The organism is Roseobacter sp. OBYS 0001 (genome assembly GCF_019654895.1).
GTDB classification, from domain to species: Bacteria; Pseudomonadota; Alphaproteobacteria; order Rhodobacterales; family Rhodobacteraceae; genus Roseobacter; species Roseobacter litoralis.
On record NZ_BPES01000021.1, the window covers coordinates 23,605 to 40,527 of the forward strand.

The following is a 16,923-nucleotide window of genomic DNA, read 5'->3' on the forward strand; positions in this document are numbered from 1 at the left end:
GACCATCGATCTACTCAGTGAGCTTGCGCACAACATAAGAAGTTGATGGCGCGTATTGGATGCAGACTAGCAGCTATCGAAACTAAGTTCCTTCAGGGTTCTGACTGGACAAATAGGCCCTCAACCGTAAGCTACTCTAAAAAATTTGAAGGGATATGCATGTTTACCAGATTTTTTGCAGCGACAATTGCCTTAGTCTTCTTGTGTAGTCTAATTCCCGAAACCGTGGTTGCTCAGCGCCTTCCTGTTGAGCGCAGCTTGCAAAAAAATCAAACCGAACATGGTTATGCCAAGATACGTGGACTGACACGCTTAGGCAAACGTGCGCAGCGGTTTGAAGTGCGGCCGGGCGATTGCGGTTGGGACAGCGGTTGGTCCGATTGCGACAATGACCGCGAGCGTTCGGAGCTTTATGTCAAAAGGGATTGGCGTCATGGCACCGACCAATGGATAGCGTTTTCAATATATCTTCCCCCAGATTTCAAAACAAGCTCACGGGTGCGCACGACAGTGGGTCAAGTTAAGATGAAGGGAGGGCCGTCCGGATTTGCCGGTGGCTTCCCATCCGAGCCGGGCGTTTTTCAGATGGAGATGCTAGGCAACCGATACTTCTTGCGCGTACATGTTCTGTCCGGGCCATTTAACAACGTACGCAACGACATCGCAGACTATCAACTTGCCAGTATCAGCGAGTTACGAGGAAAATGGACCGACTTTGCAGTTCGACTGAACACTCAGGGCTCTCCTGGTACGCTGGAGGTTTTCAAAAACGGAAAGCAGGTTGCAGTGCACCCCTATAATCAGAGTTACAAGCCAAAGTCTTACTACTTTAAGTATGGTATCTACCGATCTTTTGTGAGCAGGCATAGCGGTCCGATGCCAACTCAGGTGGTCTTCATTGACGAGGTGCGCATGGGTAAAACCTACGAAAAAGTTGCCGTTGAGCTCCAAAAACGAGCAGTCGATTAACAGGAGCACAAAAAAGCCGTCGTTGGCGCAATGTGCAGCATCCTGTACATTGGTCTCCAAGCCGACCTCGGATGCCGCGCAACATCTCCCAAATCGAGGCCTCCATGCTCGTCAATAACGGCCCATATTTGCCTTTGGTGACAGAGTTCTGCGCTGCGTTGCAGTTTGCCCGATGCCGACATTGGCCAGTCACACCTGACTGAGGTAGCAACCACTGAGTGACTCAAGTCCATCTATGCAGCAGGCAATCATGAATTACGCAGCACTCTTCCATTTCGTGGGAGTAACGTAAACGACGCTGTCATCCACACTGACCATCACATCGCCTTCCTGAATATTGATCTGTAGCTTCATCGTGCGGCTTGCCAACTGTGCCAGTGCGCCTGTGTCCGTCTCGGAGAAATTTATCACCTGAAGATTATCAAAACGGGTGGTGCTGTTATTGATCTTGTCCCACCAAATCTCGGCAGTCCTGCCGCCATAGGAATAGACAATCACCTTGTCGGCTTTGCCACAAGATTGACGCATCACCTTCTCGCTTGGAAGTCCCAGGGCCACCCATACATCAAGTTCTCCGCTCAGGCTTTTCTGCCAAATGTCTGGCTCGTCATCCGTTGAAAGGCCTTTCGTCATTTCCAAATGCTCATGAGCGTTTAGCGCAAAAGCGACGATGCGTACCATAAGCCGTTCATCCGTCTCTGAGGGATGCTTAGCCACGGTCAATTTATGGGTCTCATAATAATGGCGATCCATGTCGGAAACTGATAGTTCAATTTTATAAATTGTGGCATTTTTCGCCATGATCTGCCCTAAATCTCTAAAGATTGGGATGCGTACTCCGTCTGGTAACCTTTGGAAAGCAGATTCAAAGGCAACGAATTACTGCATGGCCCCCCGCCACGACCGGCCCAAAGCCGCCGCTGGCCGATGTGCCCGATGCCGCGACGCAACTTTCGCATTGCCGCCATTCGTGCATGGCGCAGCATTTTCATTCGGCGAGTGACCGACATGCGGGACAAAACGGGCTTTCGCTGCGGTTGCACCAGCGGCTGCTTGTTGACGATTTGGACCTACGTGCAATGGTCAAAAAGCCGACTAGGTAAACAGGCCGATTTCGGGTAATTGCTCCAGTTCCACCTGCCAGACTGGCCAAAGTCGGCTTCTGTCGAAAATGTCGGCGATGGCGGACAATGACAGTGCTGGAAACAGAATGTGCGCTGCTGCCATATGTTGTTGGGCAACCTGCCTGTTGCCCCGCCGCAGTTCGGCTAAAGCGAGAAACAGGCTTGGCCACCAATTCGACCCAGCAGCACCCGCTGACCTTTCCAAAATGGAAATGCCAGGTTGCAGGTCTGGTGCATCATGCAGCAGCTGAGCAATGCCCAGAAAGAAAAGGTGTCCAGATCGAAACTTCGAAGATTGCGCTAGCTCCAATGTCCGTTCTGCATTCGAGACCGCGTGCAAAGCTTCAGGATCGTGCGTTCGAGCCCAGTCTGGCGCCGCAAATGTGTACGCAACGGATCTTCCATGCGGTGCGCCCCAAGCATTCGGGTTCAAGCGTTCAACTTGCGCCGCGGCTTCAAGCGCGGCTTCCGTTTTGCCCATCATGCCGTTCACACTGGCCAGCATGACATAGCCACCCGGCATTTTGGGGTCCATCCGGACGACGTCTATGGCAGGTTGTATTGCCGCCGCGAGCGTTGCATGTACGGGCCACGCACCGCTCATCGCTTTGCGGTAACCCACGAAGGATTTCTGTATCTGAGCTGACGTGTTCCTTGGTTCGAGCGCAACCGCCCGCGTGAGCATAGCGTCCGCTTCATCAAATCCGTCAGATTGGCCTGAGGACATCAGATCATTGGCGCGCGCACTGAGTTCGCCCGCGTTCAACTGTTCTGGTGGACGCATATGGGCTTGCACTTTTTCATGTGCGTCTATCTCTGCGCTGATCCGCAAAGCAAGCGCCAAACCGAGCTCGTCTGTGATCTCGAACTCATCGATGACGATCCGATCAAACCGTTCACTCCAAAGCCGCCGCCTGTCTTGTCGTGCGGAAAGGTGGACTGTAAGGCGTATCCGATCTCCGGACCGGCGCAGTGTCGCGTTCAAGATATACTTCGAAGGTGCGCCCTCGTTGTCCGGCCGAAGGACATGCAGCCAACGATACTTCTCGAGCTCTATTGCGGTTGCCTCCACGATCTCCGGGGAAAGGGTGTCGGGTGATGCCTCTTCGACGAAATTCTCCAATAGGATAGAAATCGGTTCAGATGTCATCGCTGTCGGAGGAATGCCGCCAAACGCCCAGACCTTTACCGGCTCTGCAATGTTCTTGAGGACCCGGGCTCCCGCATTCTCAAACGACACTCGCAAGTCTATGGACAGGTTTACAAAGACAGCATCGGAAATGGCGATGCCGCCCGGTTTTGCGAGCGCCTCTAGTCGCGACGCGATATTTACGCCGGTCCCAAAGACATCTTCATCCACAAAGCTGGCCGGTCCCTCGTGAATTCCTATGCGGAGTTCTGGGGCACCATCATCGGCCAATAAGTCTTGTATCTTGATTGCCGATGCGCACGCGTCCGAGCATCCGTCAAACGCGGCCAGCCACCCATCCCCAAGACGCTTTATGATCGTGCCGCCGCCCGCTGCAATGCATGGCTCGACAATAGTGTCGCGAACGTTTCTCAGGGCCTCCAACGTGGCACCGTGATCCACCTCCATCATCCGCGAATATCCAACGATGTCCGCCGCCAGAATGACAGTTTTTTGCTCTGAAGAACTCACCTGAAACCTTCCAAAATTGCCGTCACACGTCCGATGCGAGTCCAATCCGTGCATAGCATGTTTCCTAAAACAACTGACCATGGATGCGGGCGTTCGTACAGAGTGCAGCATCCGGGAAAAAGGGCTCAGAGCCGCCTTGCGGCAGCGCAGCGCCCGGATTTCGAACTGAAAGCACTATTCACGCCCTTATTGTGGGCGGCCAGACGACCGTTGCCAGCCCGAAGCGGACCTTAGATTTGGATGTCCATTGACCGTCAGCGGACAGAGCCGCCGTTTAGCGGCTTGCAGTTTTATGGCCGTGGGACACTGATGCGAAAATACCGACCCTTTCCATCAGGCGATGGATTGGAGGTAACCTCAATGTTTCTCGGTATCTCTACACCCCAATTCGCTGCATTCTTCGTAGTACCTGCTGCGAGTTCAGCAACTGTTTCATCGATGCTTAATACAGACTTGAAGACTAGTGAACATCCATAGTCGCTGACCTTTATTGATAGATTCGCGAATTTGTGGAAGTAGGTTCCAGTTTTTTGATCTTGGACAAACGGGTCACTTGCAATTGCCTGCGGGACCTTTTCAAAGCTCGGCGCTGTGGTCAGGCAAACCTCTGTAAAAAAATTGCCTGCAAAACTCGGCGGCAGAAGTTCTGAACCTGGTTGGGCATTTGGACTTTGCGCAACCCGTGGACTCCCCGCACAGCCTGCTAAAACCAGAACAAACAAAGCAAAAGTTAATCTGAGTTTTGGCATTCCTACCTCCAATAAACGGCATGCACAAACGCTCCCGTTAACACGCTCCAACGGCCGCTGATAAATGTCAATCTGGGCTCACAGCCGACATCTGACAATTCTGGCCAGACGACCCTTGCCAGCCCAAAGTGACCAGCACGCATTTAGGTTGAGAATGCATGCTGCAGATGCAAACAGAGTGCCTCGACTTCCATAGAGCGGACCTTCAAGCCATCAAAACCAAATGCTAACTATCAATGACGGCTTCGAGCCCATTTTACTCGATGCTGTGCGACACTCGAATGATCGCTTTGATTCCAGAACGGCCCTACACTGTGGTTTCCAAAAATGTACATCCGGTCATTTGCGTAAGCTGCATGGTGCTTTAATCTGTTGTAAGACAAGAGTTGTCAAAGATAGGATCAAGTGTCTGGCAAGGGAACAGTTTATGCAAGTTGAACGAGCCTCATTGTCTGCATCTCAGTTTTTTGATGCAGCGCTGCATCCAGACAGATGGCCCGGGTTGCTCAATGAGCTCTTGCAGTGCGTAGGCCAAACTTCTGCCGCGTTGTCGGGACAGGGTCGGTCCGCGATGACAGGGCCCTTTTTCTCGCATGGGTTGGACGAGGATCGGATTGCAGTATTCATGCGTGACTACGCACATTCGAGCGAAAACATGGCTATTGATGTTTTCGACAAGGCTCCGCTACGGCGTGCCGTGCCGTGGGACACGCTTGTTTCAAGAGGGTCTTGGGAAAGCATACCAATCGCGCGTGACTTGATCCGTCCTATGGGATTGGAAATGAAGTTTGCCGCCAATCTTTTTTGGGATGGCGAATACGGTGCACTGCTATCCGTGCTCGGACCACCTGATGATCATCCAATCACTGAACACGCCTTGGAGCATGTAACGGCGCAGTGCGAATTTCTTGCCCCAGCCTTCGAAATAACGTGTCGACTTGCAATTGCAGAACGCGAGAATTTGTCGCTTTGGAATGCGTTCTCTAAACTTGGCCTGGGCCTGATCACGCAAACTAGTTCTGGCCAGATAACGCGTATGAACCCCGTTGCCGAAGCGCTTCTAGGAGGGTCTGAGAAACCATTTCAACTTGCAAACAAAGGTTCAGTTGTAGCCCTCAAAACAGGGGGTGTTCAAGCATTGGGCCATGACGTTCTGCTGGTGGCCGAGCATGTCGACAAACCGATGTTGGCGCTGCGGTTGCCCATGCAAACTTCCCGCATAGGGCGATGGAGTGAGTCTGACGCCTTTGTAATCGTTCTAATTGAACTTAATCGAACGACACCGTCTCTGCCAAAGGTCATGCGCATCGCTTTTGGGGCTACGCCTCGCCAGCTGGAAATAGCGGAATTGGTACTCAACGGTGTAAGTTCCAAGGATATCGCTGCAACCTGCAGTATTGCACCCAGCACGGTTGAGACGCATATCGACCGCTTGTGTTTGCAAATTGGCGTTGCGAACCGCACCGAACTTCGCAGCTGGATGATGCAGGTTCGTGCGATTGTGTAGTTTCCCAGCCCTTTGTCCCCTCTAGGGGGGACAGCCACCTCTTCCTTTCTTTGATAGTCTCGCTGCACAAGTTTGGAGTGGTCATGATGCGGATATTGTTTTGTCTAGCGGTTTTGCTTAGTAGTGTCCAAATGGTTCGGTCAGCTACGCTTACCTTCACTGCAAGCGCACGGCCTGAGTTCAATATCAACCGCACATTTGGTCCGAGCAATCTGAATTTTCCTACAGTTGAATTTTTTGGACCATCCCCGTGTCTGGATGTACAACTCGATGGCCCTGGGAACGCTACGTTCACCTGTTCAGTCGGGGCGGTTGTCACTGGGCAATCTGCAACGACGACCTACGGCGTTGAGTATGCCCTTGATCGTGCGGCGTTTATTCGCGCTGACCTAGGCCCTGATGAACAGGAGTTCATCGTACGAGGTACAATTCAGTTGGATATCACCGTTGGCCCATCCGCCGACGGGCTCACTTTCAAACCGGTCGGTCCCGGAACGCCACCCTCTCGCTTCAATTTTCTAAGTAGAACGGCGTCGTTGAGTAATGCAGATATCATTGATGGTTTTGGATTGAAGGGACTAGCCAGCGACTTGAATCCGTTCCAAACTGAAGGAGATGGCAGGTTTGGCCTTGGTCCAAGAGCAAGCCCGGTGCTGCTGAAGTTCGACTTCACCTTCACGGGTGAGATCGTTGAACCCAGTCCTGTAGCGGCTGTTCCGCTTCCGGCTTCAGGGCTAATGTTTCTAGGCGCATTGAGCCTCGCTGGTTGCGCCGCGCGGCGACGGAATAAGTTTTCTTTTATCCAACGCTAGGTACCTAGGCAGGAAGGGGCGCTATGGCAGAGCCGATATTATTATCAGCCTTGGGGTGGCTCGTCTCAGACCCTGGACGCGCTGTTGTAGCCGCAACATTCCCTCCGCTCAGCGCGGTGACCAGCCAGATTGTTTCTTGGGGCAGCGCGCGTATCGCCGCGCACAAAGCTGAAAAGCTGGAAAACGGCTTTGGCCTTTTGGACGGTGAAAGTGAGAAATCGGTAAGAGACATCCGGAACACGCTTTCGATGCTTGCGGCCTTCGATGGCTTCATAACCCAAATAAAGGAAAAGGGAAGCTCGAAGAAATCGGCCGGGATTGGTACGTGTTTCGGCCTATGTTTCTTTGCTTTGCCTCATTTCTTTTCACCGATTGGCACCGCGTTGAACAATGATTCCACTTGGTCCTTATCAGTGACGCTAGTCGTGCTTAGTCTGGGGTTGTGGCTGAGTGTATGGTTAGGGTTTCGAGGCGCTGCCGCAGATGCTGAAGACAGTGTTTTGGACAGCGCCGTGGCAGATTTTTCCCAGATAGCAAAGCTAGGTCTTTTTACTCAGGCGACCGAAGACAAGACGGATCTCGAACGGGATTTCGTACTCTATAAGGATTCTGAAGCGTTAGTGAAACGCGCCATTGTCGCCAACTTGATCGTGATCCTGGAAACTGATGTGCTGGAAAAACGTCTTGGTCAACCGTTGTCAAAAGAGATCACAGAAAATCTAAAAGAAAATCGCTCGCTAGCAATTGCCGGTCTGAAACGAACAAGACAGGAGCTTGCGAAGCAACGGCAGACCGAAAGAGCCGAAAAGTCTCTGATAAAACGTACTGCACGCTGGATAGGGCAGTCTTTGCGAAGTGCCGGGCTGCCGGGCGGGAGGCCCCTAGCCAGGAGCAGGAATGCTAAAAAAACTGTTGGCGCTAAAGTCCAAATTAGCCCGCAGCAAGGTCATTCCAAGCTGGACGGGAGCAGCGCGCCATCACCTATGGTTTCTTGACCAAAATGCTACCAATAGCGGTTGTTGATACAATTAGAGGCAACGACCGCAGAGTCCGCACTGTCGACCTTGAAGCAGTGAAATAATACGAGGGTTTTTAAATATTCCTACACTATTCTGCCCTTTGACTTAAAATAGTACCTTATCCCGTAAAGCATTGTTGCGGTACAGGCTATTTGGTAAAAGTAAACCCAGCTCGGAACAACTCCCTCCGCAGCCACCGCTACCAGATTGATGATTAAACCAAGCACCACAAGACTAACCATCCAAGGATAGACAGCAGACATATTTAGAGAAGAGAAGAAAGAATAGACAGCAATCATAATCGCGCCAATTGAAACTGCTTCTAGCGGAATTACGATTATCATCGCTTCAATGACATCTTCAAGCGAGCCGACATCGGAATAGATAAGAGCTGCAACGAACTGGGAAGTTATGTTTCCAAGGCAACCCGCAAGCCACCACACTCCAACGTACTTCCAAGTTGATGGTGAATCCGGCACAGTCAAATTCCGTTTTTTTATGAAAAAAATTTAGTTAACGCTAAGGGCGATAGTGTCAAGTTTAAAGGCGGTAGTGCGCGATGAGCCTACGAATGTTAGCGAAGTATCGACAGTAAAAAGTCATAGGAGCAACAGATGGGCTTTTGGAAAACTGTATTGGCGGTTTTTGTCGGGGTTTCGGTGTACGAAGTCGCCGACAATGTCGTCATGGCATTGATCGCCATGATGGGCGCGGCGTGAAATATTAGGAGGGGTCAAAGCGTCCATGCAGCGAATGGCGCTTTTGTCCGCGAAGCAGACCTCTAAGCGTCTCAGATGCTGTGCATTGCACGAACGGCAGGTTTGGGAAAGCTGCACCGCAGTGCCAGATCACACATTTAACTTTTGGATAGGGCCGTCTCTAAGACTTTGCAAAGTCTGGTTTCTGCGCAAGGCGGCCTTGTGGCAGCGCCGCTTCTAGATTTCGACCGATGAGCATCGTTTCCGTCCTTTTGTACTTAGGCAAAATGCCTGCTCTCAGCCCGAAGCGGACCTTGGAAATGGAAGCTCTATGACGGGTCAGCGGACTTTTCTGCCGTTCGCTCGGCGTCTGCCAATGGCTGCAGCCAGCCCCAAGCGGACATTGGATCGGTAGGCCAGATGCGAGATAAGCGAACTTTGCTGTCGATCACTTTAGAGCAACAACGCAGCGCTTGCGCAAGAATGCTCCACGATCAATTCAGCAGTGCCGGGTGCCGACAAGTCGGGATTGAAGTCCTATTTTAGTAACAAGCCTTCAGGCCAGCGAATTTTTTGACTAACTGAAATAACTATCTCGTCATTTGGTACAACTTCGAGCTCCCATTTCAGGATGCCTCTCATGAAATCGTAGTTCTGTTCCGTTGGTTCGGGATCAGCTGTGAAAGTAATCTGAAGTTCTTCTTGTTCGCTGTAAGGAACTTGGCCAATCAGTTCCAAAGAATAGGACTGGTCGCCCAGATTTGTCACAGTGATCCGGGTTTCTTCGTCTCGAACGTTGGAGCGATTTAGAATGCCACTGTCGCCGTCGCTTCTGTCAAGGACCTCCAAATCTAATCTAAGGTCTTCTATTGGTCCGAATGCCAGAACACCCTCATCTCCGGCGGGAATCTCAGGCATGTCCGACAGCCCAACGAATTGGTTATCTACCGAAAAGAACGTCTCATTTGACGCAAAGAAAGGCTCGTCGGACGTATTCTTGAACCGCGCCATCAGGTATGCCGTTTCGTCTCTCAGTGGGACTGCACGCGCAAATACCTCTGCAGGCAAAGTGATCGTATCCAATGCGACCCTGGCCGCATCCACATCGTTTGCTACCGTTAGGCGTGCGGGTACATCGTATGTAACACCTGGTCCATCATAGATTGCAGCTGCAACTTCTTCCACGATAACAGGTGCTTCAACAATCGGCTCTGCTAACAGCATTGAGCTGCGATCAAGTGACTGCGCAGGTGGTGCAGGATCCACGGCCACTACCTTTCGCGGAAAAACTCGAGAAGGTTTTAATTTTTTCGACACCGACAGAGTAGACAAGCGCACCTCAACATCGTTCCAGTCCTCGCCACTGGACTGCTCGATAGCGGCCCCTCGCCGGATGCTAATCTGTGCTGTTTCTGCTGTTGAAAGGGTCACGTCGTAGAGCGGCTCCCAGCTGGCGCTAACGAAATAGGACACGGAGAGTTCTGCAGTGGCAGCTGTGTCCGTCGACAACGTGATGGCCGCTTGAAAACGATCCTCGTCTGATGTCAGCAGGGCAGCCAGAGCTTCTTCCGCATCTTCGACGGCTTCTTCTAGAACTTCTCGTGCCTTTAGCATGCCACGGATGGCTTTTTCAGCATCTAGTATCTGTTGCCGTGCTCTCTGGGTCTGTTCTCCGACCATAACTGCAATTTCATTTAGGTCGCCTGCGTCCGACGATAAACCTTCATTCCTAGCCAGAGCTTTGAGGAACTCTATCTGCATTTCGGCAGCTTCCGCTGCTGACATTACGCGCGCCTCTTGGTCCTCGTGATCGGCCAAGTTCGTTTGGGCGATCATCAATTGCTCCCGCGCCGATGCAATGTCGTCTGTGTCCTCTTCAGAAAGAGGAGGCAATGCATCGTTCCGTACCGACACCGGTCCCAAAACTGCGTTGGTCACGGCGATTTGCGGAATTTGGTACTCCAGTTCAGGCGGCAGGTCCGGTAGGACAACATCGTGGCGACCAGCGGGCAACTCAACAGTCAAATTGCGAGTAACCTTAGCGCCTTCAAGATACACGATCACCGAGCTAGGCGCGCTTGTTATGACGTATGTTTCGCAGAACACTGGCGATGCAACACACACCAAAACTGAACTAAGAACTCTGTTTTTCATGACCGTATCACTCTCTCGTCCGAAGCTCGGTCACAGTGCCGTGCTCCGGTTCCAATTGAAACACATTTTTGAATTTAGTTCTGCTTGGGGTTCCGTGCAGCCATTCGCTAAATGCACTTCGAAGATCCGCTTTTGGAAACCGGTCGGGACTTTGCAAAGTCCGCTAACTGCGCTCTGCCGCCATTAATACATCGTGCAGCATCCAGCGCCTTGGGCTCGCAGCCGCCGTTAGATCGGTCGCAGCATGTTCGCAACGTGGACGGACCTTCACCTGCAAAGCAGCCCAAAAGAGACCTTCAATACTCCAGATTCTGCTGCAACGCAGCGCGTTCAAAGCAGATGTTCTCAACTTTCGAAATGTTGACTGATGTTCAACGCCGAGGAAATGAATGTGCGTCGAGTGACTACACACATCTCGTTAGAGTTTGCGGAGTTGATCGGTCCTTTTGACCATGGGAATGTATCGGTGGCCGCAGAAGCAGAGAGAACTTAAGCCGAGATGCTATGGAGTAGACTCATTTCACCCGACATCATGTCTGTCGCTATGGTCTGCATATTACTTGCAGTCTTAACATTCTTTGGGCTGAAACGATTGGAGCACAAGTTTTCCGAAGAACTCGTCGACCGAGTTGGGGAGGTCCTATTGGTTATCCCACTGGCTCTTGGGGTTATGTCTGGACTCAACGAGATTTCTGAATTCCGAAGCGAGCAGAAACAATTGAGAGAAGCAGTGCGACGGTCGGAACTGGATGACAGCATATCGATTGCCTTTGCGGGCGTCAGCGATATCGCACGACAGCATAGCGCTTTATGCCTTAGCAATTCTAGCAATACGATGACCGAAAATATTATCTCGGAACTGAACGCCGCGCTCAGAGAAGTAGGTTTTAGACAGAACGATTGCATACCGATCGCTGTGCAACTGTGCAGCCCGCTTGAGGTACTCGCCAGAAATTCGCTGATCTGGTCCGCAGCTCCCGCTCATGCGGCTAACTCATACAAGAGCTGCGAGGTGCAAAGCACAACGGATTTTCTATCCAACAACGCATCTATGTTTAGAAGAAGCAGAGAACGAGATCAGGACATCACCACATCTGATCGAATACGCAAGCTAAAGAATGACTTAGAAGAACGGGAGCAACTTACAGATCGCTCGGATGCGGGTTTCAATGAACCAGGTAGATTTCGCATACTAGGTTTTTGGCTGATAGTTTTTGCTGCGTCAGTCGAGCTTGCTCGGATGGCTCGCACATTTCTACCTGTTCGCCCGGAGTAATGGCATTTTGTTGCAGATGCGGCCCAAAGCCGACCTTGCGCGCGGTTCTGGTATGCTGCGTTTGCTCCCGCTTTGCGGACATTCGCTGCAAGTGCTCCGTGTTGATGATGTCCAATGTCGGGAACGCCTGCTATCCGCTATTGGCTGCACGTGCTCGATCACGGCGGAAGGGCGTATCTGGGCGTAGTATTTTTCTATCTCGTGTCTTTCTTCTAAACACCAGCAAGCGCTCTTTCGACGTAATCGCCTAACTCTGCAGATTCCGTTCCAATACGCGATAGGAAAGCGAGCGCAACGGATTGGCCATATAAATAACGCGCAAGTCGATCTGTATCATCTGCGCCCACCCGTCTTAGCGCCTCCAAAAGCCCGGTACGAGTTCGATCGTTTAGTGTTCTGATCGTCTCTGCCAGCACAGTTTCACTTTGGTTTGCGCTCGCCTCCGTAGCGGCCGCCAACAGACAGCCCGTCGCAGGCCCGACAGGCTTTTTTGAAAGCACATCTTGATACGTGCGCAGATAAGCGCTCGCCACATCGTGGATGTTAGTCGCACCTCCGATAGCATCCTGTACCAGCGTGTCTAAACGCTCGTGATACCGTTTCAGCACCGCGACCAAGAATTGGTCCTTGCCTCCGAAACGACGGGCCAGTGCTGGTTTCGTTGTTTCAAGCAGTTTCGCGATCTCATTCAACGACAAGGCCAAGGGCCCTTCACGCCAAACGAGGTCGACTGCGCGGTCCAAAAGCGCATCGTCATCGAATTTTCGAGGTCTGCCCAAAGTCATGATTCCATCCTTTTCGTACCATTCGGTATTTTTCTCTTGCATTTCGCTTTGACTCATATAAGTACCATATGGTACGAAATGCAACCTTCCAAGTGAATATATCAAACAAGGAGAATGACAATGACCGATAATGCACACAGCTTAGGCCGTCTGGCCGGTAAGAAAGCCGTCATCACTGGCGGTACGACAGGTATCGGATTTTCTGCAGCTCAAAGCTACCTTGCAGAAGGTGCCCAAGTTATCATTACTGGCCGCAAACAGGAAAACGTCGATGCGGCAGTGGCCAAACTTGGCCAAGGCGCCTACGGAATTGCAGCGGATTCCAGCAGCCTGAGCGACCTGAAGAAACTTGCCGAAGCGGCCAAAACCCAGTTTGGCAATGTCGACATACTTTTCGCCAACGCTGGCAACGGCATTTTCGCACCCGTCGCAGATGTCGACGAAGAGCTTTATGCGCGCCAGTTCGATCTGAATGTGAAAGGCGTTTTCTTTACTGTTCAATCGCTTGTCCCCTTAATGACGAGGGGCGGGTCGATCATTCTGACCGCCTCAGCCGTTCATGGAAAAGGGGCTCCCGGCGGATCGCTGTACTTTGCTTCCAAGGCAGCGGTGCGTTCATTTGCACGCTCGATGGCGGCAGAGTTTGGCTCCATGGGCATTAGAGTAAACACACTGAGCCCTGGCATCGTGCCCACCCAGTTTTTTGAAAACTCCAATGCGCCAGCGGCGCTTTACAACGACTTCGAGGCGATGGCTGGTCACGGGTCTCCAATGGGACGCGCCGGAACGCCGGAGGAGCAGGCCGCTGTCGCAGTCTTCCTAGCAAGCGACGAAAGCCGGTTCATGACGGCGGCCGATCTTGTAAATGATGGCGGGTGGATGAACGTGTAATGTCGGCGGACTCTCGGCGCCTGGACGCACATCTGTTCCGGGCGCCACTTCTAAGCTTTCGCGTTTCCAACTATCTTTGGCTTTCTCAAAAGCCAATGTCTGGCATGCACACGAAAGAAAAAACGTTTCGACTGCAGATGATATTACGTTTTTACCTCTCTACTGTCTTTGATAGCACGCATAACACGTTGCCAGAAATCTAGCTCGGCCTTGCCGTGGATCGGCCCAGAGCGGCGGTCCGTGGCAATCGACGCCGACACTGTACAGCTTCCCCAAAGCCGCCATTGGTAAAATCGCGGCAAACGGAATGCTTAGCGATCTGCACCTTTGGCAGCCTTCTCGGTCACTTCGTAGACGAAAGCGCCAAGGGCATTAGCATAATGCAGAGATCCGCTCAAAGTCATATGTCCCCCATCCCAGTGAAATGGCTCACCATCAACAAAGGCGATACATGCAAAACCTTCGCAGAGGCTGTAGAAATCGAAGAATTCGACATCTTCCGCCGCGGCGGTTCGCTCCACCACCTCGTTGACATGCGAATGGTTTCGCGCCTCGAGTTCCACGTTGCCATCGACCCTGTAATCAGGGCGCAGCCTTGCGAGATGCGGCAAAGCTACTTTATAGGTTGGCGATTGCCCCCCAACAACGACAATTGCGCCGTAAGATTTTGCGTAATTTATGGCGACTCGCAGTTTTTCTTCAAACACCGCCTCCCCTAATTGCTGGAGCCGAGACGACCAGAACCCAATCAAAATGATGACATCCGGCTCCATTGACTCTGCAACCAGTCCAAAATTCTCAAAAAAAGGTCCACACCTGCTTTGGGTTTGATCGATTGGCCGACAACTCGTTGCAGTGTATTGGCGCACCGGCTCAGATAAAGTCTGTGACAATCCAGGATATAGGTTTGCAGCAAAGCTGTCGCCCCAAATCAAGACCCCACCTTTCACCCCTCCGCCACTACAATTCAACAGATCGTAATCCTCAGCGCGTTGATGGGAGTCAAGAAAACACCCTCCTCGGTCGTAGATTTCAAAATACTGCTCTTTGTCGAGCATATTCGCATATCGTAATTCATCCTCAGAGAACCGTGCAGGCATTCCGTCCGACACAACAATAGCGCCACTCATTGATGCTAATCCCAGTATGCCCGTAATTGTAGCAAAACGAACACGTCGACGGCTCCACCGTAACCGTCGAAACGGTTCTTCAATGAATAGGTAAGAAAGCACGGCTAGAAAAATTGAAAGCGCGAGTAAGGCCGCCCTTTGCTCAGGTGCGCTATCGCCCAGAAGATAGTAGTCGGCAAGAACCAAGATCGGATAATGCCAAAGATAAACAGAATAAGAGATTTTTCCAAGCCATACCGATATTTTGTTCCTCACTAAAAGAGAAACAATTCCTCTATTAGGAGCTTCAAAAACTATGAATAAAGCGGCTCCAAGGACAGGAACAATTGCGGAAGCTCCCGGAAAATCCATGTCTGCTTGATATGTCAGCGAGGCAAGGGCAATTAACCCCAACCCAGTGAGCGCCGCAAGCTCACGAAATACAGCCCTTACATTGGAAACGCTCGGTAGCATTGCGATCGTAGCGCCTACCAGGAGCTCCCAAGCTCGCAGGTGCGGGAAGAAAAAAGCTTCGGAAATCAAATCTTTATTCATTGAAATATTAGAGGCAACAAGCGATAGAATTGCCAAAACTACGATTGTACAAATAAGGGCACGCCTTCCGTATCGTGCCAACCAAAACAGCAAAAGTGGAAAAAAGATATAGAACTGTTCCTCAACGCCGAGTGACCAAGTATGAAGCAGTGGTCGGATTTCATGGGCGCCAAAATAATCGCCGGTAACCCAAAAATAGATATTTGATGAAAAAAGAGCGGCCGCCAAGCTACTCCATGCAACAGATTCAAATTCATTCGGCGTGAGAAGAAAAGAAGAAGCTATAAGCGTTAAAAAGATTACGACGATCAGTGCGGGCAATATTCTTCGAGCCCGCCTTTCGTAAAATGCCCTTATACTGAAGTGCCCATTTTCAGTTTCAGACATCACAATCTTTGTGATGAGAAACCCTGAGATCACAAAAAAAACATCTACTCCGACAAAGCCACCCGTAACACCGAAGAGATTTGCATGATAGAAAAGCACAGACAGTACGGAAAAGGCCCTTAGACCATCTACGTCAGCGCGGTATGAGATCGGACCTAGAGGCTTCATGTTAATTGTGTGCATTTTCATTATTATCTTGGCCTAATGTCCGACCGGACTACGCTCCGAAAGGCAAATTTTTAACCGATTTCTGTTGTTTCAGGTGGCCACGTACGGCGGCCCAAGTATTAGAGTTTCGTGCACGAACGTCCTAGGCTTAGTTCCACCGTACACGGTATAGCTATTGCGATGACACTTGCCACTTGCGCGCTGCGGAAGCAAGGTATCGCGCATCTTCTTCAACGACGACTCTGACGTTCTGCTATGCACCAGATTTAGCGGTTATTGCCTCGACGGAACGTCTGCTTTGTCCTCAGTGGACAAATTGAACGCAAGTGCAGCAAATGACTGGTTCCCGTCCCCTTCTGTGGAAAAGCAGCGTGTTGCTGGCGCAGCAAAGTACGACTTAAAGCTGAGCGCAAGCCCCTTTCTTGTCATGCGTTCCACATCTGATGCGGTGCAGGAGAGCTCTTTACTAGCTTACGGGTATTTTGGGTGATTGCAGAGAGGAGGAATTCGTCCTTTGCTTGCGTCGCATGTAATTCTGTTCGATGTGAGATCTGATCTCGCACCCTCTAAACAAGAGATGCCAATGGATCCGAAAACCTGCTTAATTGAGCAGGCGGCGCTTCTTGATCAACGCAAAACAAGCGTACTGCGACCGCCCAATTGCGCGAACCGCGACAATCCGATCCCAGATATCCACATTCCGAACCGCGCAAACGCATATAGCCGCTCAGAAACCAACAGCTCTGTGCGACAAACGCACAGCATTTTCCGCCTTACGCGCGATGCCATCCGCCATTCGGACAATCCCATCCGGGCAAACGACAATCTGATCCGGCAAAACGACAACGATTCTTCGGAATTGAGCCCAATGGAAGGTGTTTCTCATACGTCAGGTTAAGCGATATAAGACAACAACCTTCTGATAACGCTCGATAACACCAAAAATCTGTTCTTCAAAAGCCCAGACCGGTTAGCGATAAAAAAAGACCCCAGCCAACCACTCCCTTGAATGCAGACGGTGCGTGTGTCCTTTTGGATAGTGGCGTCATTTCAGTGGGTT

The 16,923-nt window shown here is 51.3% G+C and carries 14 protein-coding genes; 7 read left to right on the plus strand and 7 right to left on the minus strand.

The window, feature by feature from the left end:
- Positions 1–159: 159 nt before the first annotated feature.
- Positions 160–969: a heparin lyase I family protein gene (locus K5Q35_RS22185; protein ID WP_220801414.1), complete on the plus strand. Its 810-nt coding sequence runs from the start codon at positions 160–162 to the stop codon at positions 967–969.
- A gap of 255 nt (positions 970–1,224) precedes the next feature.
- On the opposite strand, the gene K5Q35_RS22190 is transcribed toward K5Q35_RS22185, so the two are convergent.
- The 3 genes from K5Q35_RS22190 to K5Q35_RS22200 form a co-directional block, all read right to left on the minus strand.
- On the minus strand, positions 1,225–1,770 hold the full coding sequence (locus K5Q35_RS22190) for a YaeQ family protein (protein ID WP_220801415.1): 546 nt from the start codon (positions 1,768–1,770) through the stop codon (positions 1,225–1,227).
- A 294-nt stretch (positions 1,771–2,064) separates the two neighbouring features.
- Positions 2,065–3,753: an adenylate/guanylate cyclase domain-containing protein gene (locus K5Q35_RS22195; protein WP_220801416.1), complete on the minus strand. Its 1,689-nt coding sequence runs from the start codon at positions 3,751–3,753 to the stop codon at positions 2,065–2,067.
- Positions 3,754–4,043: 290 nt separating this feature from the next.
- Positions 4,044–4,502: a hypothetical protein gene (locus K5Q35_RS22200; protein ID WP_220801417.1), complete on the minus strand. Its 459-nt coding sequence runs from the start codon at positions 4,500–4,502 to the stop codon at positions 4,044–4,046.
- Between the two features lie 625 nt (positions 4,503–5,127).
- Between K5Q35_RS22200 and K5Q35_RS22205 the strand changes: the two genes are divergently transcribed.
- From K5Q35_RS22205 to K5Q35_RS22215, 3 genes are all read left to right on the plus strand, one after another.
- Positions 5,128–6,009: a helix-turn-helix transcriptional regulator gene (locus K5Q35_RS22205; protein WP_220801418.1), complete on the plus strand. Its 882-nt coding sequence runs from the start codon at positions 5,128–5,130 to the stop codon at positions 6,007–6,009.
- Between the two features lie 83 nt (positions 6,010–6,092).
- Complete coding sequence (locus tag K5Q35_RS22210) at positions 6,093–6,821, plus strand: hypothetical protein (protein ID WP_220801419.1); 729 nt, start codon at positions 6,093–6,095, stop codon at positions 6,819–6,821.
- Positions 6,822–6,844: 23 nt separating this feature from the next.
- Entirely contained in the window at positions 6,845–7,816 is a 972-nt protein-coding gene (locus tag K5Q35_RS22215; RefSeq protein WP_220801420.1) for a hypothetical protein, read from the plus strand.
- Positions 7,817–7,923: 107 nt separating this feature from the next.
- Here K5Q35_RS22215 and K5Q35_RS22220 read toward each other — a convergent pair whose 3' ends face one another.
- A complete protein-coding gene (locus K5Q35_RS22220) occupies positions 7,924–8,319 on the minus strand; it encodes a hypothetical protein (RefSeq protein WP_220801421.1) in 396 nt (131 codons plus the stop codon).
- Between the two features lie 756 nt (positions 8,320–9,075).
- On the minus strand, positions 9,076–10,692 hold the full coding sequence (locus K5Q35_RS22225) for a DUF4139 domain-containing protein (protein ID WP_220801422.1): 1,617 nt from the start codon (positions 10,690–10,692) through the stop codon (positions 9,076–9,078).
- A 643-nt stretch (positions 10,693–11,335) separates the two neighbouring features.
- Between K5Q35_RS22225 and K5Q35_RS22230 the strand changes: the two genes are divergently transcribed.
- Entirely contained in the window at positions 11,336–11,968 is a 633-nt protein-coding gene (locus tag K5Q35_RS22230) for a hypothetical protein (RefSeq protein WP_220801423.1), read from the plus strand.
- Between the two features lie 212 nt (positions 11,969–12,180).
- Here K5Q35_RS22230 and K5Q35_RS22235 read toward each other — a convergent pair whose 3' ends face one another.
- Positions 12,181–12,753, minus strand: a complete 573-nt coding sequence (locus K5Q35_RS22235) for a TetR/AcrR family transcriptional regulator (RefSeq protein ID WP_220801424.1) — start codon at positions 12,751–12,753, stop codon at positions 12,181–12,183.
- Between the two features lie 120 nt (positions 12,754–12,873).
- Between K5Q35_RS22235 and K5Q35_RS22240 the strand changes: the two genes are divergently transcribed.
- Positions 12,874–13,644, plus strand: a complete 771-nt coding sequence (locus K5Q35_RS22240; RefSeq protein ID WP_220801425.1) for an SDR family oxidoreductase — start codon at positions 12,874–12,876, stop codon at positions 13,642–13,644.
- A gap of 311 nt (positions 13,645–13,955) precedes the next feature.
- Here the strand turns inward: K5Q35_RS22240 and K5Q35_RS22245 are convergent, their stop codons facing one another.
- Positions 13,956–15,884, minus strand: a complete 1,929-nt coding sequence (locus K5Q35_RS22245) for an acyltransferase family protein (RefSeq protein WP_220801426.1) — start codon at positions 15,882–15,884, stop codon at positions 13,956–13,958.
- A gap of 562 nt (positions 15,885–16,446) precedes the next feature.
- Here K5Q35_RS22245 and K5Q35_RS22250 point away from each other — a divergent pair.
- Positions 16,447–16,761: a hypothetical protein gene (locus K5Q35_RS22250; protein ID WP_220801427.1), complete on the plus strand. Its 315-nt coding sequence runs from the start codon at positions 16,447–16,449 to the stop codon at positions 16,759–16,761.
- Positions 16,762–16,923: the final 162 nt, after the last annotated feature.